24 protein-coding genes are annotated in these 24,932 nt (G+C 62.9%); 13 read left to right on the top strand and 11 right to left on the bottom strand.

Features of this window, described 5'->3' with window-relative positions:
• Positions 1 to 15: 15 nt before the first annotated feature.
• From M2281_RS20615 to M2281_RS20605, 3 genes are read right to left on the bottom strand one after another with little or no spacing between them, the layout of a single operon-like run.
• Entirely contained in the window at positions 16 to 663 is a 648-nt protein-coding gene (locus M2281_RS20615; protein WP_280823057.1) for an HAD family hydrolase, read from the bottom strand.
• Positions 660 to 1,913 (bottom strand): Tm-1-like ATP-binding domain-containing protein, encoded by a 1,254-nt coding sequence (locus M2281_RS20610; RefSeq protein WP_280823056.1) that lies wholly within the window; start codon positions 1,911 to 1,913, stop codon positions 660 to 662. Before M2281_RS20610 ends, M2281_RS20615 begins: the two co-directional genes overlap by 4 nt.
• The gene (locus tag M2281_RS20605) at positions 1,913 to 2,695 is read right to left on the bottom strand and encodes an IclR family transcriptional regulator (protein ID WP_280823055.1); all 783 of its coding nucleotides are present in this window, start codon (positions 2,693 to 2,695) and stop codon (positions 1,913 to 1,915) included. Before M2281_RS20605 ends, M2281_RS20610 begins: the two co-directional genes overlap by 1 nt.
• Positions 2,696 to 2,980: 285 nt before the next feature.
• Between M2281_RS20605 and M2281_RS20600 the strand changes: the two genes are divergently transcribed.
• From M2281_RS20600 to M2281_RS20590, 3 genes are all read left to right on the top strand, one after another.
• Entirely contained in the window at positions 2,981 to 4,432 is a 1,452-nt protein-coding gene (locus M2281_RS20600) for an APC family permease (protein ID WP_280823054.1), read from the top strand.
• A gap of 69 nt (positions 4,433 to 4,501) precedes the next feature.
• Positions 4,502 to 5,980, top strand: coding sequence for an aldehyde dehydrogenase (locus M2281_RS20595; RefSeq protein WP_280823053.1), 1,479 nt, complete (start codon positions 4,502 to 4,504; stop codon positions 5,978 to 5,980).
• Between the two features lie 276 nt (positions 5,981 to 6,256).
• The gene (locus M2281_RS20590) at positions 6,257 to 7,195 is read left to right on the top strand and encodes a cytochrome P450 (RefSeq protein ID WP_280823052.1); all 939 of its coding nucleotides are present in this window, start codon (positions 6,257 to 6,259) and stop codon (positions 7,193 to 7,195) included.
• A 6-nt stretch (positions 7,196 to 7,201) separates the two neighbouring features.
• Here M2281_RS20590 and M2281_RS20585 read toward each other — a convergent pair whose 3' ends face one another.
• Positions 7,202 to 7,726: a flavin reductase gene (locus M2281_RS20585; RefSeq protein ID WP_425537767.1), complete on the bottom strand. Its 525-nt coding sequence runs from the start codon at positions 7,724 to 7,726 to the stop codon at positions 7,202 to 7,204.
• Entirely contained in the window at positions 7,726 to 9,264 is a 1,539-nt protein-coding gene (locus M2281_RS20580) for a 4-hydroxyphenylacetate 3-hydroxylase N-terminal domain-containing protein (protein ID WP_280823051.1), read from the bottom strand. Before M2281_RS20580 ends, M2281_RS20585 begins: the two co-directional genes overlap by 1 nt.
• 96 nt (positions 9,265 to 9,360) lie before the next feature.
• Between M2281_RS20580 and M2281_RS20575 the strand changes: the two genes are divergently transcribed.
• Positions 9,361 to 10,236, top strand: a complete 876-nt coding sequence (locus M2281_RS20575) for a helix-turn-helix domain-containing protein (RefSeq protein ID WP_280823050.1) — start codon at positions 9,361 to 9,363, stop codon at positions 10,234 to 10,236.
• 71 nt (positions 10,237 to 10,307) lie between these two features.
• Here M2281_RS20575 and M2281_RS20570 read toward each other — a convergent pair whose 3' ends face one another.
• Genes M2281_RS20570 through M2281_RS20555 form a run of 4 tightly spaced genes read right to left on the bottom strand, consistent with a single transcriptional unit; the run spans position 10,308 to position 14,262 of the window.
• Positions 10,308 to 11,441: a P1 family peptidase gene (locus M2281_RS20570; protein ID WP_280823049.1), complete on the bottom strand. Its 1,134-nt coding sequence runs from the start codon at positions 11,439 to 11,441 to the stop codon at positions 10,308 to 10,310.
• A 2-nt stretch (positions 11,442 to 11,443) separates the two neighbouring features.
• Positions 11,444 to 12,274: an ABC transporter permease gene (locus tag M2281_RS20565; protein ID WP_280823048.1), complete on the bottom strand. Its 831-nt coding sequence runs from the start codon at positions 12,272 to 12,274 to the stop codon at positions 11,444 to 11,446.
• 10 nt (positions 12,275 to 12,284) lie between these two features.
• Positions 12,285 to 13,181, bottom strand: coding sequence for an ABC transporter permease (locus M2281_RS20560; RefSeq protein WP_280823047.1), 897 nt, complete (start codon positions 13,179 to 13,181; stop codon positions 12,285 to 12,287).
• Position 13,182: 1 nt separating this feature from the next.
• The gene (locus tag M2281_RS20555; protein ID WP_280823046.1) at positions 13,183 to 14,262 is read right to left on the bottom strand and encodes an ABC transporter ATP-binding protein; all 1,080 of its coding nucleotides are present in this window, start codon (positions 14,260 to 14,262) and stop codon (positions 13,183 to 13,185) included.
• A 232-nt stretch (positions 14,263 to 14,494) separates the two neighbouring features.
• On the opposite strand from M2281_RS20555, the gene M2281_RS20550 reads away from it, so the two are divergent.
• Both M2281_RS20550 and M2281_RS20545 read left to right on the top strand, forming a co-directional pair.
• Entirely contained in the window at positions 14,495 to 15,499 is a 1,005-nt protein-coding gene (locus tag M2281_RS20550; protein ID WP_425537775.1) for a polyamine ABC transporter substrate-binding protein, read from the top strand.
• Positions 15,500 to 15,547: 48 nt separating this feature from the next.
• Entirely contained in the window at positions 15,548 to 16,402 is an 855-nt protein-coding gene (locus tag M2281_RS20545) for a MurR/RpiR family transcriptional regulator (protein WP_280823044.1), read from the top strand.
• A gap of 19 nt (positions 16,403 to 16,421) precedes the next feature.
• On the opposite strand, the gene dapF is transcribed toward M2281_RS20545, so the two are convergent.
• Positions 16,422 to 17,315, bottom strand: coding sequence for a diaminopimelate epimerase (gene dapF, locus M2281_RS20540; RefSeq protein ID WP_280823043.1), 894 nt, complete (start codon positions 17,313 to 17,315; stop codon positions 16,422 to 16,424).
• A gap of 167 nt (positions 17,316 to 17,482) precedes the next feature.
• The gene (locus M2281_RS29255) at positions 17,483 to 17,836 is read right to left on the bottom strand and encodes a GCG_CRPN prefix-to-repeats domain-containing protein (RefSeq protein WP_425537774.1); all 354 of its coding nucleotides are present in this window, start codon (positions 17,834 to 17,836) and stop codon (positions 17,483 to 17,485) included.
• A gap of 423 nt (positions 17,837 to 18,259) precedes the next feature.
• Here M2281_RS29255 and M2281_RS20535 point away from each other — a divergent pair, with 423 nt between their 5' ends.
• From M2281_RS20535 to M2281_RS20505, 7 genes are all read left to right on the top strand, one after another.
• Positions 18,260 to 18,694: a hypothetical protein gene (locus M2281_RS20535; RefSeq protein ID WP_280823042.1), complete on the top strand. Its 435-nt coding sequence runs from the start codon at positions 18,260 to 18,262 to the stop codon at positions 18,692 to 18,694.
• Positions 18,695 to 19,112: 418 nt separating this feature from the next.
• Positions 19,113 to 20,747, top strand: a complete 1,635-nt coding sequence (locus M2281_RS20530; RefSeq protein ID WP_280823219.1) for an ABC transporter substrate-binding protein — start codon at positions 19,113 to 19,115, stop codon at positions 20,745 to 20,747.
• A gap of 31 nt (positions 20,748 to 20,778) precedes the next feature.
• Entirely contained in the window at positions 20,779 to 21,762 is a 984-nt protein-coding gene (locus tag M2281_RS20525; protein WP_280823041.1) for an ABC transporter permease, read from the top strand.
• A complete protein-coding gene (locus M2281_RS20520) occupies positions 21,759 to 22,661 on the top strand; it encodes an ABC transporter permease (protein ID WP_280823040.1) in 903 nt (300 codons plus the stop codon). Before M2281_RS20525 ends, M2281_RS20520 begins: the two co-directional genes overlap by 4 nt.
• On the top strand, positions 22,658 to 23,461 hold the full coding sequence (locus M2281_RS20515; RefSeq protein ID WP_280823039.1) for an ABC transporter ATP-binding protein: 804 nt from the start codon (positions 22,658 to 22,660) through the stop codon (positions 23,459 to 23,461). Before M2281_RS20520 ends, M2281_RS20515 begins: the two co-directional genes overlap by 4 nt.
• Positions 23,458 to 24,399: an ABC transporter ATP-binding protein gene (locus tag M2281_RS20510; protein WP_280823038.1), complete on the top strand. Its 942-nt coding sequence runs from the start codon at positions 23,458 to 23,460 to the stop codon at positions 24,397 to 24,399. Before M2281_RS20515 ends, M2281_RS20510 begins: the two co-directional genes overlap by 4 nt.
• A gap of 17 nt (positions 24,400 to 24,416) precedes the next feature.
• A complete protein-coding gene (locus tag M2281_RS20505) occupies positions 24,417 to 24,902 on the top strand; it encodes a GNAT family N-acetyltransferase (RefSeq protein ID WP_280823037.1) in 486 nt (161 codons plus the stop codon).
• Positions 24,903 to 24,932: the final 30 nt, after the last annotated feature.

Genomic DNA, 24,932 nt, shown 5'->3' with positions numbered 1-24,932 from the left:
TTCGTTCCTGTCCGTTCAAAGGCCGAGCATCGTGAGGGCTGTCGCGTAGCCCTTGGCAGGCCGGGTGACATCGAAATGGACGCAAGGAAGTTTTACCGCTTCCGCCCCCTCGATATTCTTCTTCTGGTCGTCGACGAAGACGCAGTCCGCGCGCGGCAGGTCGAGTTCCGACAGAACAAGCTCGTAGGCGCGGGGATCGGGCTTCAATATCTTGGTGTAGGTGGCATCCACGATGATCTCGAAGAGATCAATCAACGGGAAGCGCTTGCGGAACTCGACCCCGTAAAACAGGTCGAGTTCGTTGGAGAGGATGGCGAGCCGGATGCCGGCCTCTTTCGCCTTGAGGATGGCGTCGCGGGCTTCCGGGCGCAGCACGAGTTCGGCATCGGCGCCGCGAGCGCGCTGCACGAAGGTCTTCATGTCGGTCCAGTCTTCGCCGACGAGACGGCCGACTTCCTCAGTGCGCGTCATCCAGTAATCGCGCTCGGTGATTTCGCGCTTCTGCATGGACACCCAGACCGGATCGGTCGCGGGGTCGAACGGCCCGCGCCATGTCAGGCTACCGGGCGCAAGTCCAAGCGCGCGTTCGGTCACGTCGTGGGTCTCGAAGAGCGTGCGCGTGACGACGCCGCCGAAATCGAGGATCAGTGCTCGTCCGGTCACGGCCGGCCCTCGGGCACGATGCCGCGTGCGATCCACTCGTCGAAGATGGCGAGCGCTTTTATCGAGAATTCCGGCTCGTTGATGTGGCCGTCCACCTCATGCAGGCTGACGGTGCCGGGAACCGCGCGCCGCATCTCGTCGATGAAGGCGTCGAGCGCTTCGGGCTCGTGCAGCGGCTCGTTTTCCTGGTCCCATTCCTGGATGCCTTTGAGCGGCAGGATGAAGGCGACCTCGGCGTTCGTCCCGGCCAGCTTGCCGCCGATGACGCGGGCGATCTCACGCCGCCCTTCCGGAGCAGTGGTGACCGACCCGATCAGGCGATTGTGGGCGTGATAGGGCCGGTCGGCCAGTTGAGCGGGCAGCTCCCGCCAGGCCTGCAGGTCGACCATGTCGACCGCGCCGGGCGCGACGAGCTGGGGTATGCCGACGCGGCCGGCATTTTCCATGCGGTCTGGGCCGGAGGTGACCACTGTTCCATGGTGATGGTTGCTCACCTCCTGGATGCAGAAATCGAAGACCGCCGCAAAGCCCTTCTGCGCGGCAATCGCCTCGAAGGCGCGGCCGCCCATGCCGGTCGCGTGGAAGACAGCCACGTCATAGCCGCGGCGTTCCAGTTCGGGCTTGAGGTATTTCATGTATTTGAGGCAGCTCGACCCCAGCGAGGTCATGCCGATGAGCGGACGCTCGCTGTTTGGTCTGATGCCGAAGCGGGCGGCGCCGACGACCGCGCCGCAGGCCTGCGACAGCACCGAACGGCAGATGCTGTTCAGTCCGTACAAGCCGCCGGCCCAGAGGATCATCATCAGGTCCGGCGCGATGCGTTCCGGCGGCAAGAGGTGCGAATAGGCGATGGTCGAAACCACGAATTTCGGCACGCCAAGCGGCAGGACGGCGGCGACGTCGAGTGCAAGGTCGGTGCCGAGCGAACCGCCAAGGACGATGACGCCATCCACCTGGCCGGCTTCATGGAGGTTGCGGACGAGGGTGGCAGCACCCGTCGCCATCAGTTCCATGGCGCTGTTTTCGTCGCCACTGGTGGCAATAGCCTCGATGGTCATGCCCACTGCGGCGGCAACGTCGTGCCGCGAATATTCAGGCTTATAGGGAGGGTCGCCGAGAATGCTGACGTCGACCATGACCGGCACGCCGCCTGCTTCCTGAATGACGGAAGCCATGAACTCGAGTTCCTCGCTCTTTGTGTCTCCCGTTCCCAGGACCAGTATGTTGGGTAGACGGTTCGCCCCATTCATCAGCCGGCCCTCCTCGCCAGCGGCTGAGCAGCATACTGCTCAAGTCCAAAGAATTTTTCTGAAATTCGTTTTGCGGTGGCCGCGGCGGCCGACCCGAGCCGGTGGATCGTCGCTTCGTCGGCGCGGACCAAGGGCGCGGCAACCGCGATGGTGCCGATCGGCATGCTGCCCGGCGCCTTTATCGGCGCGGCCGTGCTGATCACGCCGCTTTCGAGGCCTTGCAGGCAGATCGAATAGCCGCGCCTTGCCGTTTCGGCCAAAAGGCTCCGCAGGTCGTCTGCAGAGGTGACCGTATTCTCAGTGAAGGCTTCGAGTGGCGCGGACAGCACGTCCTCCACCTGCCTTGCAGGGCAGGAGGCGATGAAGGCCAGGCCCGAAGCAGTCGCGTGAAAGGGCAGGACGCTGCCGACATCGACGATGACGCGGTGGGCGCGCGGCGAGTCCTCCACAAGAACCGTCGCAAGCCTGCCGGCAGTATATTCCGACAGGTGCACGGTTTCGCCCGATGCTTCCGCGAGTTCCCGGACGAATGGGGCGGCGGTGCTGAGATAGGGAAAGCGAGCCTCCCGGATGCGCGCCAAGCGCACCGGCGCTCCGCCGATACGATAGCGCCGGGTTTCGGGGTCCTGCTCGACGAAGCCGTGCTTTTCCAGCTCGACGAGAAAGCGGCGAGCGGTGGCCTTGTCGAGCCCGCAGTGCCTTGCGATCTCGCTGAGGCCGACTTCCTTTTCCAGGCGCGATACCGCGTCCAGCAAGGTCAGCGCCTTCCCGATGGTGCTCATCATTTCCTCCGCTGCTGAGCGCCGCCTGAAGTCTCCCGAAGCCTGTCCCCCCTTGGGCGATTGCGAATGGCCGATTCCGTCAGCCGGGATACTTAACATGCGAAATAACTTGACAGGTCGATGCACCCTTTGCAAGTCTATATTTGAAGCGATGGTTCAAATAATGAACCAGTAATAGTGAGCGGCCAAGGAGGAAATTCGCTGTCTCAATTCGCTTCGACGGAGGAGGCCTTGGAAAACCGACCAGGGCAAATGGCACAAGCTGCCAAAAAGGGGAGCGAAAACATGGACGGTCAATCTTCACCCGCGAGCGGCGCGAACCAGTTGCGCAAGAACGCGCTTGGTGTCGGCGCGGTTACATTTCTCGTGGTTTCGGCAGCCGCACCGCTGACGGCGGTTGCAGGCGGCGTGCCGCTTTCGATGATGCTCGGCAACGGCGCCGGCATTCCGGCCGGCTTCCTGCTGGTCACCACCGTGCTCTTGCTGTTTGCGGTCGGCTACGTCGCAATGGCGCGGCATATCCGCAACGCCGGAGCTTTCTACGCATACACTGCGCAGGGGCTCGGCGGCATGATGGGCGGGTCCGCCGCGCTCATCGCCATCCTTGCTTATAACTGCATGCAGATCGGCATTTTCGGCCTGTTCGGCGCGGCCACGTCGGGCTTTTTCGCCAGTATGGGGCTGGAGCTGCCCTGGTGGGTCTGGACCTATATCGGCATTGCGCTAGTGGCGGTGTTTGGCTATCGCCGCGTCGATCTTTCGGCGAAGATCCTGACCATTCTGGTCCTTCTCGAATATGCGGTCGTGATGATCATCGACGTCGCGATCCTCGGCAAGGGCGGCGACAGCGGCATCACCTTCTCGTCCTTCACGCCCACCGCCTTCTTCAGCGGTTCGCCGTCGATCGGCATTCTGTTCTGCTTTGCCGCCTTCATCGGCTTCGAGGCGACCACGATCTACAGCGAAGAAGCCCGCGAGCCGCACAAGACCGTGCCGCGCGCGACCTATATCTCGGTGCTGATCATCGGCCTGTTCTACATGTTCACCTCGTGGCTGATGGTGAACGGCGCGGGCGCCGAGAAACTCGTGCCGGAACTGCAGGGACTTGCCGATCCGACAACCTTCCTCTTCGGCCTGGCCGAGCGCTATGTCGGCTCCTGGCTGCCTCCGATCATGAACCTCCTGTTCGTCACCAGCCTGTTCGCCAGTGTGCTTGCCTTCCATAACGGCGTTGCCCGCTACATGTATGTGGCCGGCCGCGAAAAGCTGCTGCCGGAATCGATCGGCGTCACCCATCCGGTCTACCAGAGCCCGCATGTGGCTTCGGTCATCCAGACGATCATCGCGGTTCTCGTCGTCGGGCTTTTCGCCTTCACCGGTCAGGACCCGGTTCTGGCGCTCTTCTCCTGGCTGACCAATGTCGGCACGCTCGCCATCATGGTGCTGATGGTGCTGACAGCCTTTGCCATCGTGGTCTTCTTCGGCCGCAATCCCGGCCTCGAACCTAGCCTGCTCGTGACCAGGATCATCCCGGTTATCGCTGGCCTGATCCTTCTGGCTCTGGTGATCTTCATCGCCGCCAATTTCGGCGACCTTGCCGGTGCGGGCGGCTTCCTTGCCGTCTTCCTGCCGGGGCTGGTGCTGATTGCCGGCGTCGTCGGCATGGCGCTAGCGGCATCGCTGAAATCCCGAAACAGCGTTTCCTTCGCCCGCCTCGGCGCCGGCCTGGAAGCCTGATAATCATGAACCGGCGGGGAAACTCCCCGCCGGTTCGACCATCCTTGAATTCGCCGACAGGAACCCGCCATGCAGGAAAAGATCGATCTGTTGCGTCTGAACAATGTTCCGGCGCAAAAGCTGTTTGTGGCGGGCAACTGGCGCGAAGCCCGGTCGGGCGCAACGCTCGACGTCATCTCTCCCATCGACGGAAGCCGGCTCACGACCATTGCCGACGCCGATGGCCATGATGTGGATGCGGCGGTTAGCGCCGCCCGCGCTGCCTTTGAAAAGGGTGTCTGGTCGAGGGCAGCCCCGGCAGAGCGGAAGAAGGTGCTGGGCCGGATCGCCGACCTGATCGAGAAACACGCGCTGGAACTTGCGGTTCTGGGCGTGCGCGACAACGGCACCGAAATCTCCATGGCGCTGAAGGCGGAGCCGGGGAGTGCGGCGGGCACTTTCCGCTACTATGCGGAGGCGCTCGACAAGGTTTACGGAGAGGTCGCGCCGACGGCCGGAAACGTTCTCGGCCTCATCCACTGCGAACCGGTGGGCGTGGTCGCGGCCATCGTGCCGTGGAATTTCCCGATGATGATCGGCGCCTGGAAGGTGGCGCCGGCGCTTGCCGCCGGAAACTCCGTCGTGCTGAAGCCTGCCGAAGGAGCGTCGCTGACCTTGCTGCGGCTTGCCGAGATCTGCGCCGAGGCCGGCCTGCCGGAAGGCGTTCTCAATGTCGTGACGGGCAGGGGCGCGGTAACCGGCGAAGCGATCGGCCTGCACCCGGACATAGACGTGCTCGCCTTCACCGGCTCGGGCAATGTTGGCCGCCGTCTCCTTGAATATTCGGCGCGCTCTAACCTCAAGCGCGTCTATCTGGAACTAGGCGGCAAGTCGCCCAATGTCGTCTTCGCCGACGCGCCCGATCTCGACCAGGCCGCAAAAGTTTCCGCCTACGGCATCTTCCGCAATTCCGGCCAGGTCTGCGTTGCCGGCTCGCGGCTGCTCGTCGAGCGCTCGATTTACGAGGCTTTTTCGGAAAGGGTCGCGGCCATTGCCGCCGAGATGAAGGTGGGCGATCCGCTATTGCTGACGACGCAGGCGGGCGCGATTTCGAGCGATGTGCAGCTCAGCAAGAATCTCGGCTTCGTGGAACAGGCGCTCGGCGAGAGCGCGCGCCTCAGAACCGGAGGCAAGCGGATACTGGAAGAAACCGGCGGCTTCTACATGGAGCCGACCGTGTTCGACGTTTCGCCGGAAATGACGCTCGCCAGGGAAGAGGCTTTTGGGCCGATCCTGTCCATCATTCCCTTCAACAACGAGGCGGATGCCCTGCGCATCGCCAACGCAACCGAATACGGCCTTGCCTCGGCGGTGTGGACGTCGAACCTTTCCCGCGCGCATCGCATGGTGCGCGGCATTCGCGCCGGCGTGGTGCATGTGAACACCTATGGCGGTGCCGACAACACGGTGCCGCTCGGCGGCGTGAAGCAGTCCGGCAACGGCTATGACAAGTCGCTGCATGCGCTGGACAAGTACACGGATTTGAAGACGGCCTGGATCCAACTTTAGCAAGGAATTCACGGCCAGCAGGAGGAGGAGACTGCCATGGCTTTCGTGGATGACATTACGGTTGAGGAACTTGAAGCCGACCCCTATCCGATCTATGCGCGGCTACGGAGGGAAATGCCGGTCGCTTATATTCCGGCCGTCAATCTCTGGTTTGTGACACGCTTCAAGGATGTCGAGTATCTCTCGAAAACCCCGGAACTGTTCGGCGCAGAGGTCGACAGCTCGCCGGTCGAAAGGAGTTGGGGCAAGCCGACGATCATCACCACGGACGGGCCGGTGCACCAATGCCTGAGAAGCGGCGTCGATCCGAAATACCATCCGAAACGCGTCACGACCTATTTGGACGATCTGGTCTTGCCGATTGCCCGGGAGTGCCTGTCCACCTTGCGGGCCAATGGCGGCGGCGATTTGATGTCAGGCTATTTCGAGCCGATCTCGATCCTCAGCCTCGCCCATTCGCTTGGTCTTGGCGAGGTCGACCTTAAAACGCTGCGCCGCTGGTTCTTCGGGCTGGCCCAAGGGGCGGTGAATTTCGAATGCGATCCCGAGCGGCAGAAAGTTGCCGATGAAATCAGCAGCGAAATCACGGAGACCGTCACGCCCGTGATGGAGCGGTTGAGCAAAGCGCCCGATGATTCCGCTCTCTCCCACATGCTGCACGATGGCATGCCGGAAGGCGAAAGCCGTCCTTTCTCGTTCCTGTTGCCGACGCTGAAAGTCATCCTGCTCGGCGGCATGCAGGAGCCGGGCCACGGCGCCGGCTCCATCATGACCGGACTTCTGCAAAATCCGGATCAGTTCGCCGAAGTGAAAGCCGACATGGACAGGCTGCTGCCGCGGGCCGTCGACGAAGGCTTGCGCTGGGTAACGCCGATCGGCACCCAGACGCGGCAGACGACCCGGGATGTGGAAATCGGCGGGACGACGATCCCTGGCGGCCAGCCCGTCGCCGCGATCCTGGCCTCGGCGTCGCATTGCGAGAGCCGGTTCAGCGAGCCGGGGCGTTTCAATATCCATCGCAACGAAGGCAATCATGCCGCTTTCGGCTTCGGTCATCATTTCTGTGCCGGCCGCTGGTTCGCCCGGCAACAGATCACCACAGCCCTCCGCTACCTGATCGACAACGCTCCTGACATTCAGTTGCAAGACCAAGCCCCAGTGCGCTTCAGGGGCTGGGAGTTTCGCGCGCCGGCAGCATTGGAGGTTGCTCTGTAGGCTTCGCTAACCGCCAAAACTGCCGAGCTGTGTCGGCACGTGAACGTAGTTGCGGTCGAAATAGAGAAGCGCATTACCGTCCGGCCGCGTGCGAATGGCGTCCACGCGGCCGATAAAGACATGGTGCGTGCCCACTAGCCGCGCGTCCGAAAGTTCGCAGTCGAGCGCGACGATGGCGTCGGCCAGCGCATAGTTGCCCGAGGCCATCTCGATCCAGTTTGCGGCCAAGTAGCGTTCGACCATGTCTGCCGTTGCCCCGGCGAAATGGGCCGCCAACTCCTTGTGGTCGTGGCTCAGCACATTCACGCAGAAGCGCCCGTTCTCGATGAAAAGTGGGCACTGCGCCGAGCGGCTGTTCATGCAGACCAGCACGCTGGGCGGATCGTCGGTCACCGAGCACATGGCGGTAGCGGTGAACCCGCCGCGCCCGGCGGGTCCGTTGGTGGTGATGACATTGACCGGCGCGCAGACCCGCGCCATCGCGTTCCTGAATTCGGTCCTGGAAACGGGCTCGCCGATCGCGTCCACCATCAGGACTGGGCAAGGGGCGGCAGCCAGGTGCCGTTCGTCCAGCCGTTCTCGTCGTAGTCGGCCATGCAGGTGTCGACCAGCGCTTCCATTTCCTTGAGGCGCCCGCCGCGCTCGGCGCCCTTCAGCACCTGCAGCCTCACCTCTTCCGGCGCACCGGCATAGTTGAGCTCGTAGAGGGCGTGGCGGCCGCCGAACTCGGTGCCCGTCGCATCCCACAACAGCTTCATGATCTTGATGCGCTCAATATGGCCCATGTCGTTGGAGCCGCGCACATATTGCGCCAGGTAGCGGTCGATCTCGCTATTGCCGAAATCCTTCGCCGACGAGGGCAGGTAGATGAGACCCGAGGCGATGACCTTGCGGATCGTCTCGATCACGCGCGGATAGGCTTCGGACATGAAGGTCCTGTAGGAGAGGGCTGCTTCCAGATTGGGAAGCACCGCACCATCCGCCCAAGGGATGGGGTTGTAGGCCATGGCGTTGGAAAAGCTCCAGAACATGTGCCTGAGCGCGATGACCTCGCCGAGTGCGGCCTGGTTGCCGCGGAACGCATCGCCGCCAGTCGCCCGCAACGCCTTGGCGAGAAGCCCGGCCAGGAAGTCGAGCTTGACTGCAAAGCGCGTGCAGCCCTGGAAGCAGTAGCCATGCATGAAGCCCGATGCCGGATGGAAGGACAGGATCTTGGCGGCGTCGCGCAGCACCAGAACGTCCTCCCAGGGGACGAACACATTGTCGAGCACGAGGATCGCGTCGTTCTCGTCGAAGCGGGAGGAGAGCGGATAGTCGAAGGGGTGGCCGACCGTGTTGGCCGTCTGCTCGTAAGAAACGCGGCAGAACATTTTTATCCCAGGCGCATTCATCGGCACGATGAACATGACCGACAGCGACGGATCCTCGGTGACAGTGGCCGAGCTCTGCGCCAGGAAATTGTAGTGGGTCAGCGCCGAGGAGGTCGCCACGACCTTGGCGCCCGAAACATAGATGCCCGCGTCCGTTTCCTTGGTGATGTGGACGAACACGTCTTTCACGGCATCGGCGGGCTTGTGGCGGTCGATCGGCGGGTTGACGATCGCGTGGTTCATGAACAGTGCTGCTTCCTGTGCACGCTTGTGCCAGGCCAGCGCGTTGTCCTTGAACGGGCCGTACCAGGCGGCGTTTGCGCCCAGCGTGTTCATCAGCGCGGCCTTGTAGTCGGCGGTGCGCCCCATCCAGCCGTAGGACATGCGCGCCCACTCGGCGATGGCGCCCTGCTGCGCGGCGAGATCGGCCGACGACCGCGCCACGCGGAAATATTTGTGCGTGTAGCCGCCCGAGCCGGTGTCGGTCGGCGAGGTCAGGACGTCCTTCTTCGCAGGATCGTGCAGCGCATCGTAGAGGCGGGCAAGCGACCTTACCGAATTGCGCATCGCCGGATGAGCCGTGACGTCCGCGACCCTTTCGCCGTTGATATAGACCTCGCGCCCGTCGCGCAGGCTTTCCAGATATTCGGCACCGGTGAACGGCCGCGCCGCGTCGGCGCGAAATTCTTCAGCTCTCATGTCACTCCTCCCGTGAGTTGCATCAAGACTAGGCATTGCGCGCGGCCGTCGCCATGGACAGAATGGCAAAATGACTTGCACTTTTTCTGGTGAAGCATGAGCCAGGCCATTCCCAGCTTCTTTGTCTATGGCGAACCTGAGCAGCCGCTCGAACCCGGCTTTTTCCATGTGGAAACGGTCATGGCGCGGCGAATCCTGCATCAGGGGCAGGTGAGCGCGCACAAACACGACCTGATGGGGCAGGTCACCTACTGGATGCGCGGTAGCGGCTCCTACTTCATCGAAGACAAAAGATTGGACTTTTCTGCGCCAGCCGTGAGCTTCGTGCCGAGTGGGATCGTCCATGGATTTTCCGTCGAGCCGACCGAAAGCGACGCCGTCGTCATCTCCATCGCGGACGGTGCCCTGCTGTCGATCCGGGAGCAGACGATCCTGCCCCTCGACGTGCCCGTGATGATCTGGGGCATTGGCGAGGACGGGCTGTGGGATCGCCTCGCGCGTCTGATCGACATCGCCGCCGGGGAGTATGCCGGCGCGGGAGCGGGAAGTCAGATGGTGATGGCGTCCCTCACAGCGGCGATCCTGACGCAGATCGCCCGCCTTGCTGCGGACCTGCCTTCGGTGGCTCATCCGCCGCATCTCGTGCTTGCGACCCAACTGCGCCGCATGATCGATGCGCATTTCCGTGAAAACTGGAGTGTCGAGCGCTACACGGCGGCGCTCGCAACGACGCCGCATCTGCTGGCCAAGGCCTGCAATGCCGCCTTCGGAATGCAGGTCAAAGAGCTCGTCAACGAGCGCCGTCTGCTGGAAGCAAAGCGGCTGCTGCTGTTCACCGTCCGCCCGCTTGAGGACATTGCCTACGAAATCGGTTTTCGGGACCCGGCCTATTTCTCCCGTTTCTTCCGCCTGCGCACCGGCATGGCGCCCAGCGAGTGGCGGCGTTCGAAGCTTTCTTCGTCAGCCGGCTAAGGCGGGCTGGGGAGGAGTGGCCGTTGTCGCTGAGTTCCTGCGACAACGGCCACGGGGGTAATTGCGAACGCCTACGCGTTCACCCGCCCATAGTGGCGCATGACGTCGAGAAGCGGCTCGTGCTTGATGGCCTCGACCTTCAGCCGATCGTGAGGCGTGCCGCCCATGTCTTCCGCCGCAAGCATGGCATTGACGACGGCCTCTTCCACGCTGTCGACCACGGCCATGTAGATGGGGTCCAGAAGTTCGTCGTTGACGATCTCGATCTGCATGCGCGGCGGCGCGCGGTGTTGCATGGGGCGTTGGTTGGCGGTGGAGAAGGCGAGGAAGATGTCGCCTGAATTGTTGCCGCCGGGCGTTCCGTTGCGGCCAATCCCGATCGAGGCGCGGCGTGCCACCCGCTGCAACTGGTGCGGCGCAAGCGGCAGGTCCGTGGCGATGACGACGATGATCGACCCACGCTCCTTGAGCTGGCTTTGCGGGGTGCCGTCGCGCATGTGCTGGCCCACCGGCACTCCGCAGATGGTCAGCCAGTCGCGCTGGCCGTGATTGGCCTGGACGAGCGTTCCGATCGTGTATTGCTTGCCGTCGAGTTCGACGACGCGCGACGAGGTGCCGGTGCCTCCCTTGAAGCCATAGGTGATCATACCGGTGCCGCCGCCGCAGTTGCCTTCCTGGACCGGGCCAGGTGCCGCGGCATCAAGAGCGGCCCTGACATCGGCCTCGCCGATATGCATGCCGTTGATGTCGTTGAGGGCGCCGTCATAGGTCTCGGCCACGACAGGCATGATCCAGAGGAAATCGTCGGTGTCATAGGTGGTAGGGTAGCGATCCAGCATCCATTTGATCGCACCATGGTGCGCCATGCCGATGCCATGGGTGTTGGTGATCAGCATCGGCCCGAGGAAGTAGCCGCCATCCTCGATCCAATGCGTGCCGGTCATCTCGCCATTGCCGTTGAAGCGGTGAACGCCGGCATAGACGGGAACCGGCGTCTCGGACCCGGCATGCGGGACGATGGCCGTAACCCCGGTCCGCATTGGCCGCTTGCGCCCGGCGCGCGGAGCATCTTCCCAGATGGTGCGAAAACCGACGGCGATGCCTTCGACATCGGTGATGGCGTTGAGCGGGCCGGTTTCCCCGCGGAAGGGCAAGCCGAGGTCGCGACCGCGCGGTTTCTGCGGTGAGTTTGTCGAATTCTTCATGATCACTTTTGTCTTGAGCGAAGATAGAGGCCGAAGGATGCGATGACGAAGGAGAACGTCAGCATCATCACGGCGATGGCGTTGATTTCCGGTTTGATGCCGCGTCTTAGCATGGAGAAGATGAACATCGGCAAGGTGGTCACGTCGACGCCGGCGATGAAATAGGTGATCACCAGGTCGTCCATCGAAATGATGAAGGCCAGCAGCGCGCCGCCCAGTATGCCCGGCATGAGCTGGGGCAGGACCACGCGCCTGAAGGTCGTCCACTCGTTGGCGCCGAGATCGGCGGACGCATTCTCGAGCGTACGGTCCATGCCGGCCAGCCGCGCCGACACGACGATGAAGACGTAGGAAATCAGGAAAGTGCACTGGCCGATGATGATGGTGGTGATGCCAAGGCTGATGCCCGCATTGACGAAAAAGATCAGCAGCGCGATGCCCAGCACGATGTCCGGCATCAGCATCGGCATGAACATCACAACTCGATAAAAGCCCTGCCCGACGAAATTGAAGCGGTGGAGGGCGAGCGCGATGGCCGTGCCGAAAACGGTCGCGATGATGGTCGTGGCGGTCGCGATCTTGAGGCTGTTCAGAACCGCCGCAACAAGCTGGTCGGTGGATTCGATGTAAAGCGCGTTCTCCGAGATCGTCGTCTTGAAGCCTAGGACCTGGGCATACCATTCGGTCGTGAAGCCGCTCCAGGTCATCATGTTGATCGGGTTCGCGTTGAACGAATAGACCACGATCAGCACGAGCGGAATGTAGATGAAGGCGAAGAAGAGCGCGGTGTAGGCGTAGAGACTGCCGCGGAACAGCGAAGCTGCGATCCTCATCGGTTTCTCCTCAGGACAGGGCGGCAGCCGCGTTGCGGCGTCCGCTGACAAGGACATAGGCGAGCAGGAGGACCAGCATCACCGCCATGACCATCATGGCCAGCGCCGAGCCGAAGGGCCAGTTGCGTGCTGCCAGGAACTGGGTCTCGATCAGGTTGCCGAGCATCATGACCTTCGCGCCACCAAGCACGGCAGGCACGATGAAGTTGCCGAGTGCAGGGATGAACACGATGACCGCGCCGCCGACAACACCCGGGGCCGTGAGCGGCAGCACGATGCGCAGGAAGGTGCGCACCGGCCCGGCGCCCAGGTCGAGGGAGGCCTGCACAAGCCGCCAGTCGAGCTTTTCGACGCTGGCGTAGATCGGCATGAACATGAAGGGAATGAAGATGTAGACCATGCCGAGGATGATCGCGCCATCCGTGTAGATCATGTTGAGCGGCTGGGCGATGATGCCGAGGGCAAGCAGCACTTCGTTGGCAAGGCCGGTCTGCCTCAGAATGAGCACCCAGACGAACAGCCGCACGATCAGGCTGCTGAAGAACGGCAGGGTGATGAGGAACAAGCAGAAGCTCTTCCAGCGGTCGGGCAGGAGCGACACGCAGAAGGCCGCCGGATAGCAGACCACCAGCGTGGCGATGACGGTGAGGGCCGCGATCCTGAGGGACCTGAAGAAGATCGCCATGTAGACCGGGTCGAATTCCTCGAAGGCCGGATCGGCGAAGCCGAGGATGCGCCCGAAATTGTGCGGGTAAAAACTCCACTCCACGCCGCCATAGAGGCCCGGCGTCAAAAAGCTCGTCACGATCATGATCGTGAGCGGAACGAGGAAGAACACGATCAGGAACAGCGAGACCGGGCCGAGGAGGGCGGCAAGCTGGATGCGGCGGAGAAGCCTTGCCGACATGTCAGGCCGCCTCCGCCCGGATGAGATGGACCGCGGAGGGATCGTAATACCACCGGGACTTCTGGCCTTGCTCCAGCGCGCCGACGGTTGCACGCCTTGCCGCCGGCACATGCGCTGAAAGGCGCCGACCCTGCTCGGTACGGCCGAATAGCTCGAAGCTCGATCCGACGAAGACGATCTGCTCCACCACCACATCGAGCGCCGGATAGCCTTCCGTCGCATCGAGGAAAAAATGCTCGGGCCGAATGAGCGCCGTCACGCGGCTGTTGGTTCCAGTGGAACCGTGGCGGATCGATGCCCCTTCCGCGGTGGTCACGACGTCGCCGTCGGCCTGCCCCTCGAAAAGGTTGCTGGCGCCGATGAAGCTCGCAACGAAGGTGTTGGCCGGGTGGTCATAGATGGCGCGCGGGGTGTCGACCTGCTGGATCCGCCCGTTAGACAGGACCGCGATGCGATCCGACATTGTGAGCGCTTCCTGCTGGTCGTGGGTGACGAAGACGAAGGAAATGCCGAGGTCATGCTGCAGCGTTTTGAGCTCGAGTTGCATCGTTTCGCGCAGGTTCTTGTCCAGCGCCGAGAGCGGCTCATCGAGAAGCAGGAGTTTTGGGCGTGCGATCAATGCGCGCGCCAGTGCCACGCGCTGCTGTTGCCCGCCGGAGAGCTGCCGCGGGCGTCGGTTCTCCATCCCTTCCAGGCCGACCATCCGCAATGCGGCCGCGACCCTCTCGGTCCGCTCCGCCTTCGTGACCCTGGCCACTTCCAGCGAATAGCCGACGTTTTCGCCCACGCTCATGTGGGGGAACAGGGCGTAGTTCTGGAAGACGGTGTTGACCGGGCGCCGGTAAGGCGGGCGGTCGCTCATCTCATGACCATCGATGATCACCCGCCCGGAGTCGAGCTCGACGAAGCCGCTGATCGCCTGAAGCAGCGTGGTCTTTCCGCAGCCGGACGGACCCAGAAGCGTGATGAATTCGTTGCGCCCCACATCGATGTCGATGCCGTCGAGCGCCCTCAGGCTTTGCCCTTCAGGAGTGGAAAAGATCTTTGTGGCCCCCTCCAGCCGGACCATCGAATCTCGCATCAGTCGTTCCCCAAAAATGTTATTAATATAACGCTTGTGCGTTTTGGATATGTGGATATCATTTCTGGGTCGAAGTCAACGCTCGACAGGCATCCGGAAGACCGGCACCGGCACGGAGCACAGTTCGGGCGGCAAAGAAGGGGAATACTCAATGCGCAATTCAAAATCGCGGCGGGGGGAGACCCGCCGGAAAAGCTCGCTGGCCCGCGCCGCCCGCGCCGCTCTCGCCACGATGGCGGCGCTTCTGTCCACGGCCAGCATGGCGTTTTCCGCCGAGCTCAACATCTATAACTGGGGTGAGTACATCAACCCCGAAGTCCTGAAGAAGTTCGAGGAGGAGACCAAGATCAAGGTCAACCTCTCCACCTATTCCTCCAACGAGGAAATGCTGGCCAAGATCCAGGGCGGAGCCACCGGCTACGACATCGTCTTCCCGTCCGTCCACATGCAGGACATCATGGCCAAGCTCGACCTGCTCGAGAAGACCGACATCAACCAGTATGAAGGCTTCAAGAACATCGACCCGCAGTTCCTGCGTGCCAAGAGCGACCCCAACGGAGAATACTGCCTTCCCTATGCATTCGGCACCGTCGGCATCCTCTACAACCGCACGGTTCTGGGCAAGGACATTACCGGCTGGCACGATCTCTTTGAAACCGCGAAGGCCAAGGGCGTCAAGTTCACGCTGCTCGACGATATGCGCGAGGTGATGGCGGTCGGCATGATGCTGAACGGCCATTCCGTCAACTCAACCAATCCAGCCGAATTGCAGCAGGCGGCCGACACCATCATCGCCATCAAGCCCGAGGTCGCGGCGTTCACTTATGATTCCCGGCCGATGGTGCAGTCGGGTGACGTGGCGGCTGCGCATTTCTTCGTCGGCGGTATGGTGGATGTCTTCGGCGACCCGAAAAACCTCGGCTACGTGATCCCCGAGGAAGGGGCGACCATGTACCAGGAAGACATCTGCGTGCTGAAGACCGCGCCTAACAAGGAAAACGCGATCAAGTTCATGCAGTTCTACACGCGTCCCGAGGTTGCAGCGCTCAACATCGCGCAGCAGACGAACGGAACGCCCAACGTTCCGGCACGCCAATTGACGCCGGAGAACATCAAGAATAGCAAGGAAATCAACCCGACCGACGAGACTATGAAGCGTCTTCAGATCTTCGAGGATCTGGGTTCCGGACTGCGCCAGCTCGACCGGGCATGGACGAAAGTCAAGACCGCCCAGTAGATCAATCGCTACCCGCCTGCCCAGGCGGGCGGGTATACAGGGGAAGCAGTGTCCAACCGTATATTGAAGCTTGTCCGAAGCGAGGAACTCAGGCGGTCCAAGACCGACCGCCTGATCGCCAACTACATCGAACGCAACATGGCGGAGCTGCCCTATGAGACAGCCCGCTCCATCGCGACCCATCTGCGCGTCTCGCCGATGACGGTGGGCCGCTATCTGCGTCGCCTGGGCTTCGATGGCCTCGACGACCTCAAGAATGAGCTGCGGCGGGGCCACTCCAACCCGGCCTGGGAGGTCAAGGGCCAGGTCGATCGCCTCCAGCAAGACATTCGCGATGGAAAGCTCATTGCCGGGCTCATCCAGGAGCAGGTCGACAATCTGGGGCAGATATACGGGCTCACGACCTCGCCCGAGTGGCAGCAGGCGATCGATCTTCTGGTTTCTGCAAGCGAGGTCTATGTCGCTGCCTACCAGAATGTGCGCGGAATCGCGCAGTATTTTGCCAGCCAACTTTCATACACCCGCCCCAGGGTGCAGTTCGTCGACGGGCTAAACGGCACCTATGCCGAGGTGCTCGACGGATCGGTCGAGGGCCGGGTCCTTTTCCTGCATGACGTGCGCCGCTTCGCGGCGAAAGCCCAGCCGCTTGCGCTCGAGGCGCGGCGAGCCGGGGTCAAGGTCATCCTGCTCACCGACGAGTTCTGCCTGTGGCCCAAGGAGGCTTCGGACGTGGCGCTGATCGTGCCCGGGTCGCACGGGCCCTTGTGGGACGGCGCCGCGACGATGATGGCGGTGATGGACCTGCTTTTGAGCAACATCATCGTGCTGCTTGGCGACCAGGTGAACGAACGCGTCGAGCTCCTGACCCGGCTTCAGGACACATTTGGCGACTTCGAAGCCTGAGAGGCTCGTTTCGGCCACTTCAGGCGAAGTCGTAGACCGTTTCCTCGCAGTCGACGAAACCCCGGCAGCAATAGGCGACCGGCCCGGACATGATCGCCATGTCGCCGACAAGCTCGATCGTCAGGGCGCCTGCCGGAAGATGCACGGTGAAACAGTTGCCTTCTGTCAGGCCTCTCATGCGCGCCGCGAAGGCGGCGACGCAGGCACCTGTTCCGCATGCCTGGGTGGCGATGCCGGGACGCTCCCATACCGCGAGCCGGATCGTTTCGTCGTCGACGAGTTCGGCCACGCCGACATTCACGCCTTCCGGGAATAGCGGATGGTTCTGGATGGGGGCTGCGGTGTTCGGAAGGTCGATCTCCGCAAGGCTGTCGACGAAATAGACCGCGTGCGGATTGCCGATCCAGAGGGCGACGCCGTCGCGGAGCGGGCCGTTCTCAACCGGCAGTCGCGTCGTGTCGACTTCCTCGGCGAGTGGAAAACTCTGCCAGTCGCCGCTGATCGGTCCCATCTCGACGCTGACCTGCATCGGGCCGGAGCGCCGGCATTTCAGCAGGCCGCCGCCGGTTTCGAGAAGAAGCTCGGTGCCGCCCGTTTCCTCAAGTAGCAAATGCGCCACGCAGCGTGTGGCGTTGCCGCAAGCCGAAACCTCGCGGCCGTCGATGTTGAAGATCCGCATGGCGGCATCGGCACCGGCTGCAGAGCCCATTTCCGAGGGGTGTTCGATTGTCAGCAACTGATCACCACCGACGCCGACTTGCGGGTCACAGATGCGCACGATGTCTTCGCGCCGGAAGGCGCGACGGTCGATCCGCCGATCGAAGATCACGAAGTGATTGCGCAGCCCGTGCATCTTGACGAAGGGCCGGCTGGTGTCGCTGGCCGCTTGTGGCCGGATTTTTTCAGGGCTCATTGCATTCAACCGATCAGTACCGATGGCGGCATCTGATCATCGCGCGCGTGGCCCGGCAAGCGGCTCTTTCGGCAAGCCACAACCGACTACGCGGCGTAGCGGTCAAAGCTTGATGGCGCCGCAAGCAGACGGCTCACGGCACCATTCATGTTTGAAGGCTGCGCGGACTATCTCCACCCGTAACCCCAGGGGCGCCCATAGAACCCGCCGAAGGGGCGCACACGATAGTAGCCGCCCCACGGACGTCCGTAGAACCCGCCGAAGGGGCGCACGCGATAGTAGCCGCCCCAGGGTCGTCTGTAGAACCCAAAGGGGTGCACTCGGTAGTAGCGCCTGTAGTATCCGCCAAACGGATGCACGCGGTAGAAGCGCCTGTAATACCCGCCAAACGGATGTACGCGGTAGAAGCGCCTATAGTACCCGCCAAACGGGTGCGCACGGTAAAAGCGCCCAAAGCGGCAACCGCCATACGGCCCACGCCAGCCGCCCGGCCCGCAGCCCTGTGCTATGGGCTGCACCATAGAAGATGCGCCAGTGTCGAGGGGAGCGACAGTAGGGAAAGCTGACGCTGAAAATGAAGAGGCGCACAAAAGGCCGATGCCGGCCAGAGCTCTAATCAGCTGACTCGTCATCTCTTTTCTCCAGAATCGAAAGACAAGCCCACAAAAATCGGATGGAAGCATATTGGGCTTCGGAAGCGTTCCACCCAATAGGAATTTCGGGCGCTACGGTTGGCGGACAACGGCTGCGGGCATCAACTTTTCTCGACCGGCGCTGTCGTCAATGCAGCACTTACACGCGACCGGCGGCGTCTCGGGCGAGGCCCGTCGGCACGCCTGCAGCCATGGTTTGCCGGCATGTTGCGGCCATGACGCTTTGTCTGCCACTCCGGGCATAAAGGAGTATAGTATCAAGCGGTTGGCGATCTTGCGTGGGAGGCTGGGATGTCACGCCTTACAATTTATCTGAGCCGCTTGCTCGGGCTGTTTTTCCTGATTTTCGCCGTTGCAATCTATGTGCAAAGGCCGGCGGCCATCGAGATCATCGGGCAACTCATGCACGACCGCTTGCTGATGCTGCTGATGGGCATGATCGCGCTTGCATGCGGCCTGGCCATCGTGCTTGCCCACAACGTCTGGTCGGGGGGCGTCCTGCCGGTCGTCGTCACCATTATCGGCTGGTTGTTCGTGATCCGTGGCGTGCTGCTGCTAGCGCTGCCACCGGAGGTGTCGGCCATATCCGACATGCTTCACTACACCAGATACTTCGATCTCTATGAGTTGGTCACGCTCGTCATCGGTGCCCTTCTGACCTATGGCGGATTCAGCGCGGCGTGGCCGCCATCGGGTACGCCTCAAGACAAGGTTAGCACTGGTTGATCGGGCTAGCGGGCTCTGCCCATCGGTTGCTTCGGCTGCCGGTGATCGAACGGCGGGCACTGGCCGACAAAGGTGGTCACGATCAGCGCGCCGACGAGCGCTTGCACGCACCGAGCATTACGGGGCGAGGCCGCCGAGATCGCCCACTCCTTGCAAGGCAAGCGCTCCCGGTCCTTGTCGACGGACCGGGCATTCAACCTTAGGATATACCGTGGCGGATTGACGCAGAAAACGTTCGCCCCTAAGAATAAATCAAATTGATTTATCTTATTCGCCGGCCAGAGCGGGGAGGTCAATTTACAACAAGGGGAACCACACCATGCTTGCTTCGCAGACAATGCCTGCTCTGCGGCCGTTGGGCCGTATTATTGCGTCTCGTCTTTCGCGGCGCGCCCTGCTTTCCGGCGCGGCTTTTGCCATGCTTTCGCTCGCCGCCGGGCTTTCGTTCGGCGCCAGCCCTGCCTCCGCGGAGGCCGTGCTTTCGATGCACATCGAGGAGCAGACCAGCTGGGTGCAGAACTTCAATCCGTTCGACCTTGGCGGGCGCCGCCAGAGCACGATGGATTTCATCTATGAGCCGCTGGTCATCTACAACGACTATGATGGCGGCAAGCCGGTCTACCGGCTGGCGACCGGCTACAAATTCTCCGGCGACCTCAAGTCGATTACCTACACGCTGCGCGACGGCGTGAAATGGTCGGACGGTGAGCCGCTCACCTCGGCGGATATGAAATATACGCTCGATTTGATGCTGAAGAACCCGGCGGTCGACATCGTCGGCGTCGGCGAGAGCGTCGCCTCCGTCGAGACGCCGTCGCCGACCGAGGTCAAGATCAACCTCAAGGACGTCGACACTCATTTCCCGGAATCGCTGGCCGACTTCCCGATCGTTCCCGAGCATATCTGGAAGGATGTCGAGGACCCGGTTGCCTTCAAGAACGAGAAGCCGGTCGGTTCCGGCCCGATGACCGAGATCCGCCGCTTCACGCCGCAGGTCTACGAGCAGTGCCGCAACCCCAACTATTGGGACGCCGCCTCGCTTAAGGTCGACTGCCTGAAGCTGCCGCAGATTTCCGGCAACGACCAGATGCTGGCGCTGCTGCCGGAAGGCTCGATGGACTGGATCGGCTCGTTCCTGCCGCAGATCGAAAAAACCTATGTCGCGCTCGATGCCGAGCATAACGGCTACTGGCAGCCGCCGGCAGAGACGGTCGCCATGCAGATGAACTTCAAGACGACCAATCCCGGCAATGCCGAGGCATTTGCGGACATCAATTTCCGCCATGCCTTTAGCCTCGCCATGGATCGTACGTCGATGGTCGACATTGCCGGCTTCGGTTATCCGGAGGTCAACCTGCACGCCTCGGGCCTGCCGCCGCGCTTCGACTCCTGGCGCAACAAGGCCGCCGAAGGCGACAAGGACGTGTGGATGGCCTACGACATCGACAAGGCCGACAAGGTGCTTGAGGATGCCGGCTACAAGAAGGGCGCCGACGGCTTCCGCACCACGCCGAGCGGCAAGCCGATCTCCTTCTCCATCATGGTGCCGAACGGCTGGACCGACTGGATCGATACCGTACAGATTGCGACCGAGGGCCTGCGCAAGATCGGCATCAACGCCTCGGTGGCGACGCCGGAATTCGAGCAGTGGCAGAAGCAGGTCCTTGATGGCTCCTTCGATGCCGTGATGTACTCGCGCGCCGACGGGCCGACGCCGTTCCGCGGCTATTACCAGTCGCTGTCGACGGCATTCGGCGGACGCCTGACCACCGCGCCATCGCGCTACTCCAACCCCGAACTGGACAAGGTCTTCGACGATTACCGCAAGGCGACCACAGACGAAGAGCGCAAGAAGCTGTTCGATCAGGTGCAGATGATCATCGCCACCGACTTCCCGGTGGTGCCGGTGTTCAACGGGCCGACCTGGTACCAGTACTCCACCAAGCGCTTCACCGGCTGGGTCACCAAGGACGACCAGGCGATGAACCCCGAAAATCACGACAACAACCGCGCGCGGCTGCTGCATCTGCTGCGCCTAAAGCCGGTGGAATAAGCGAAAGGAGAGCAGCAACGGGATTGCGGCGATGCGGATACCTCTTCGACGGCTCGGGGTCTACCTCGCTGCCTTCCTGTTTGCCATCGTGATGAACTTCACCGTTCCCCGGCTTATGCCGGGGAGCCCGGTGGACGGGATGATCGCCCAACTCGGGCCACGCGCGACGCCCGCCGCCATCGAAGCGATCAAGGCGCGCTTCGGTGCGGTGGGGCAGCCGATATGGCTGCAATTCGTCGACTATCTGAAGGGGCTCGCGACCTTCGATCTCGGCGTCTCGGTCAAGTACTACCCGCAGACCGTGACCGAGGTGCTGGGCCGCTCGGCCGGCTGGACCGCCTTCCTGGTGCTGACGGCGGTCCTGGTGTCCCTCTGCTTGGGGGTATCGCTCGGCGCAGTGGCAGCCTGGAGGCGCGGCGGACGTTTCGACGCTTTCGTCTCACCTTTCTCCGTCATCATGATCGCGGTGCCGCCGGTCATCATCGCGCTGGCGACGCTGTTCGTCTTCGGCGTGACGCTGCGCTGGTTCCCGGTCGGTTACGCCTATGACCCGTCGCTCGATCCGGGCTTCAACTTCACTTTCTTCGGCAGCGTGTTCTGGCATGCCATCATGCCCGTCCTGACCCTGTCGCCCTTCATGATCGGCGAGTTCCAGACGACGATGCGATCCTCGATGATCTCGGTGCTGGGCGAGGACTATGTCACCATGGGCCGCGCCAAGGGGCTGAGCGACACTGCCGTGATGTTTGGCTATGCGGCGCGCAACGCCATGCTGCCTGTGATGACCAACCTGGCGCTGATGCTGGGCGCGGTCTTCGGCGGTTCGATCGTCACCGAAATCGTCTTCAACTATCCGGGCCTCGGGCTCACCTTGTTCACGGCGAGCGTGGCGCGCGACTATCCGGTCATCCAGGGCCAGCTGCTTTTGATGACCATGGCGACGCTGGGCGCCAATCTCCTGGTCGATATCCTCTACGGCGTTGTCGATCCGCGACTGAAGGAGGGGCGGGCATGAACTCGAGCTTCAAGCTGTTCCTGCGCCAGAAGAAAGCCGTCGCCGGCTTTGTCATCGTCGCGGCGCTGTGCCTGATGGCGCTGTTTGCGCCGCTGCTTGCGCCCGGCGATCCGAGCGCGCGCGTCGGCCGCTCGCATCAGCCGCCGACCGTCGAGCACTATTTCGGCACGACCAAGATGGGCCGCGACGTCTATTCGCAGTTCGTCTGGGGCGCGCGTCCGTCGCTGACGGTCGGCTTCGTCACGGGGCTGGCGATCACCGCGCTGGGCACTGCGATCGGGCTCGTAGCCGGCTATTTCGGCGGCCGCACCGATGCCACGCTCGACCTCATCACCAATGCGGTGCTGGTGATCCCCAACATACCCTTGCTCATCCTGCTCGCCTCCTTTGCCGGCACAGTCGGGCCGGTGGCGATCATGGCCATCATCGCGCTGACATCCTGGCCGTGGGGCGCGCGCATGACGCGCTCGCAGACATTGGCGCTCAAGAACCGCGAGTTCGTGGTGGCCGCGCGCATGGTGGGCGAGCCGTCCTGGCGCGTCATCTTCGTGGAGATCCTGCCCAACCTCGTGCCGCTGATCGGCATCAACCTCGTCGGCTCGATCATCTACGCCATCGTTGCGCAGACCACGCTGGAATATCTCGGCTTCGGCGACCCGCTCAACGTCACCTGGGGCACCATGCTCTACAATGCGCAGAACTCCTCGGCGATCATCATCGGCGCGTGGTGGGACATCGGCACGCCGGCCATCGGCATCGCGCTGGTGGGACTGGGGCTGGCGCTGCTCAACTTCACCTTCGACGAGATCGCCAATCCGCAGCTGCGTTCGGGCCCGGCGCTGTCGCGCTGGCTGCGCCTCAACCGCCTGCGCGCCCGCGAACTGGAGGCTGCACGATGAGCGCTCCGCTGCTTCAGATCCGCGACCTCTGCGTCGACTACCTGCTCGACGACGGCGCCTTTCGCGCAGTCAAGAACGTGTCCTTCGACATAGGCCGCGGCGAGTTGTTCGGGCTCGCAGGCGAATCCGGTTGCGGAAAGAGTACGATCGCCTATGCGATCACGCGTCTGTCCAAACCGCCGGCCTGGGTGGCAGGCGGCGAGGTGCTGCTCGATGGGCAGGACCTTTTGAAGTTGCCGGAGGCGGCCTTGCAGAAGGTGCGCTGGCGGCGCATCGGCATGGTGTTCCAGAGCGCGATGAATTCGCTCAATCCCCTGATGCGGGTCGAGGCGCAGTTCCACGACGTTCTGTATCGCCATACCGGGGCCACCAGGGCGCAGTCGCGGGCGCGGGCCGAGGAGATGTTCAGGCTGGTCGGTATCCCGACCTCCAGGCTGGACAACTATCCCCATCAGTTCTCGGGCGGTATGCGGCAGCGCATCGTCATCGCCATCTGCCTGGCCTTGCAGCCGGAACTCATCATCATGGACGAGCCGACGACTGCGCTCGACGTGGTGGTGCAGCGCGAAATCCTCGAGCAGGTCATCGACCTGCAGCGCAGCCACGGCTTCTCGGTGCTGTTCATCACCCACGACCTGCATCTGATGGCGCAGCTCTGCCACCGCATCGGCGTGATGCTGAAGGGCGAGTTGGTCGAGGTGGGCGACGTGCGCCAGGTCAGCCGCGCGCCCTCACATGAATATACGCGCAAGCTTTGGGGTGCGATCCCGCAACTGCCCGGCCATGGGGCTGCCGCATGAACGCGCCGTCGGCACTCTTCTTGGAAAACGCGGCCGCGCTTGCCGAACCGGTGGTGCGCCTCGACGGCATCGAGCGCAGCTTCGGCGCGGTGCACGCGCTGCGCGGCATTTCGCTGGCGCTGAGACCGGGCCGCGCGCTTGCGCTTGTCGGCGAATCCGGCTGCGGCAAGACCACCTGCGCCCGCATCATCGCGCGCATGGACCAGCCGACCGCCGGCAGCATGCATTTCCGCGGTCGCGACATCACCCATCCGGGCGAAAAGGCAGCCGAGGCTGCCTACCGCCGCGCGGTGCAGATGGTGTTCCAGGACCCGTTCGCTTCGCTGAACCCGGTGTTCTCGATCCGGCACCATCTGGCGCGTCCGCTGAAGCTGCACGGCCACGCCGGAAACAAGACGGAGCAGGAGCGGGGCGTTGCCGACCTGCTCGGTTGGGTCGGGCTCGACCCGGCGGTAACGGCGCACAAGTTCCCGCACGAGCTGTCCGGCGGCCAGCGCCAGCGCGTCAACATCGCGCGCGCCCTGGCCGTGCGTCCGGATGTACTGGTGGCGGACGAGCCGACCTCGATGCTGGACGTGTCGATACGGCGGGGCATTCTGGAGCTGTTGTCGAGGATCAAGCGCGAGCGGCAGCTGGCGCTGCTCTATATCACCCACGACATCGCCACGGCGGCCCATGTGGCCGAGGAGGTGATCGTGATGTTCGCGGGCCAGATGGTGGAATGGGGCAGCACCGAAACTGTCATCCGCAACGCGCGGCACCCCTACACCAAGCTCCTGCTCTCGGCGGTGCCGGACCCCGACAGACCTTTCGTGCCGGGCGACAGCGCCCGCTTCCTGAACCACGCCGAGGAGGTTCGGCGCATCAGTCGTCCCGCCTCCGACAAGATCGAGCAGGTCGGTCCCAACCATTTCATCCGCGCCCTTGGCGCATCCTGAAAAGCAGCAAGGCCAGCATGGATTATCTCGTCAATCTTTCCCTTCTGAAGCCTGAACCCGAACTGGACGAGCGCATGCGCAAGGCCGGCGTGACGATCCGCCGGGCGCTGGCGCCTGAACTCGAACTGGTCACCGGCTGGGTACGAAAGACCTTCGGCTCTGGCTGGTCGAGCGAGACGGCGGTTTCCTTCATGCGCCAGCCGCCGACCTGCTTCCTCGCCACGCGCGACGAAAGGCTGGTCGGCTTTGCCTGCCATGAATCGATCGCACGCGGCTTCTTCGGCCCGACCGGCGTCGACAAGACCGTGCGGGGGCTTGGCATCGGGCATGCGCTGCTGCTTGCCTCGCTGCTCGATCTCAAAACCATGGGCTATGGCTACGCCATCATCGGCGATGTTGGCCCGTCCGCTTTCTACGAGCGCACCGTGGGCGCAACGCAGATCCCCAATTCCGAGCCCGGCATCTATGCCGGCCTGCTGAAGTTATCCTCGGCTGAAGAATAGCCAGTTCCTCGCCGGGCCGAAAATTCACGA

Origin of the sequence: Pseudaminobacter soli (ex Li et al. 2025), from assembly GCF_029892515.1 — a bacterium.
GTDB lineage: Bacteria > Pseudomonadota > Alphaproteobacteria > Rhizobiales > Rhizobiaceae > Pseudaminobacter > Pseudaminobacter soli_A.
The sequence above is the reverse complement of the archived record's forward strand: the minus strand, read 5'-3'. Positions and strand labels throughout refer to the sequence as shown.

What these genes read in the sequence shown, in the direction of transcription:
- M2281_RS20610 (WP_280823056.1), bottom strand. Translation starts at nt 1,913, where the DNA reads ATGAATGGGGCGAACCGTCTACCCAACATACTGGTCCTGGGAACGGGA.
- M2281_RS20605 (WP_280823055.1), bottom strand. Translation starts at nt 2,695, where the DNA reads ATGAGCACCATCGGGAAGGCGCTGACCTTGCTGGACGCGGTATCGCGC.
- M2281_RS20600 (WP_280823054.1), top strand. Translation starts at nt 2,981, where the DNA reads ATGGACGGTCAATCTTCACCCGCGAGCGGCGCGAACCAGTTGCGCAAG.
- M2281_RS20595 (WP_280823053.1), top strand. Translation starts at nt 4,502, where the DNA reads ATGCAGGAAAAGATCGATCTGTTGCGTCTGAACAATGTTCCGGCGCAA.
- M2281_RS20585 (WP_425537767.1), bottom strand. Translation starts at nt 7,726, where the DNA reads ATGGTGGACGCGATCGGCGAGCCCGTTTCCAGGACCGAATTCAGGAAC.
- M2281_RS20580 (WP_280823051.1), bottom strand. Translation starts at nt 9,264, where the DNA reads ATGAGAGCTGAAGAATTTCGCGCCGACGCGGCGCGGCCGTTCACCGGT.
- M2281_RS20575 (WP_280823050.1), top strand. Translation starts at nt 9,361, where the DNA reads ATGAGCCAGGCCATTCCCAGCTTCTTTGTCTATGGCGAACCTGAGCAG.
- M2281_RS20570 (WP_280823049.1), bottom strand. Translation starts at nt 11,441, where the DNA reads ATGAAGAATTCGACAAACTCACCGCAGAAACCGCGCGGTCGCGACCTC.
- M2281_RS20565 (WP_280823048.1), bottom strand. Translation starts at nt 12,274, where the DNA reads ATGAGGATCGCAGCTTCGCTGTTCCGCGGCAGTCTCTACGCCTACACC.
- M2281_RS20560 (WP_280823047.1), bottom strand. Translation starts at nt 13,181, where the DNA reads ATGTCGGCAAGGCTTCTCCGCCGCATCCAGCTTGCCGCCCTCCTCGGC.
- M2281_RS20555 (WP_280823046.1), bottom strand. Translation starts at nt 14,262, where the DNA reads ATGCGAGATTCGATGGTCCGGCTGGAGGGGGCCACAAAGATCTTTTCC.
- M2281_RS20550 (WP_425537775.1), top strand. Translation starts at nt 14,495, where the DNA reads ATGGCGGCGCTTCTGTCCACGGCCAGCATGGCGTTTTCCGCCGAGCTC.
- dapF (WP_280823043.1), bottom strand. Translation starts at nt 17,315, where the DNA reads ATGAGCCCTGAAAAAATCCGGCCACAAGCGGCCAGCGACACCAGCCGG.
- M2281_RS29255 (WP_425537774.1), bottom strand. Translation starts at nt 17,836, where the DNA reads ATGGTGCAGCCCATAGCACAGGGCTGCGGGCCGGGCGGCTGGCGTGGG.
- M2281_RS20535 (WP_280823042.1), top strand. Translation starts at nt 18,260, where the DNA reads ATGTCACGCCTTACAATTTATCTGAGCCGCTTGCTCGGGCTGTTTTTC.
- M2281_RS20530 (WP_280823219.1), top strand. Translation starts at nt 19,113, where the DNA reads ATGCTTTCGCTCGCCGCCGGGCTTTCGTTCGGCGCCAGCCCTGCCTCC.
- M2281_RS20525 (WP_280823041.1), top strand. Translation starts at nt 20,779, where the DNA reads ATGCGGATACCTCTTCGACGGCTCGGGGTCTACCTCGCTGCCTTCCTG.
- M2281_RS20520 (WP_280823040.1), top strand. Translation starts at nt 21,759, where the DNA reads ATGAACTCGAGCTTCAAGCTGTTCCTGCGCCAGAAGAAAGCCGTCGCC.
- M2281_RS20515 (WP_280823039.1), top strand. Translation starts at nt 22,658, where the DNA reads ATGAGCGCTCCGCTGCTTCAGATCCGCGACCTCTGCGTCGACTACCTG.
- M2281_RS20510 (WP_280823038.1), top strand. Translation starts at nt 23,458, where the DNA reads ATGAACGCGCCGTCGGCACTCTTCTTGGAAAACGCGGCCGCGCTTGCC.
- M2281_RS20505 (WP_280823037.1), top strand. Translation starts at nt 24,417, where the DNA reads ATGGATTATCTCGTCAATCTTTCCCTTCTGAAGCCTGAACCCGAACTG.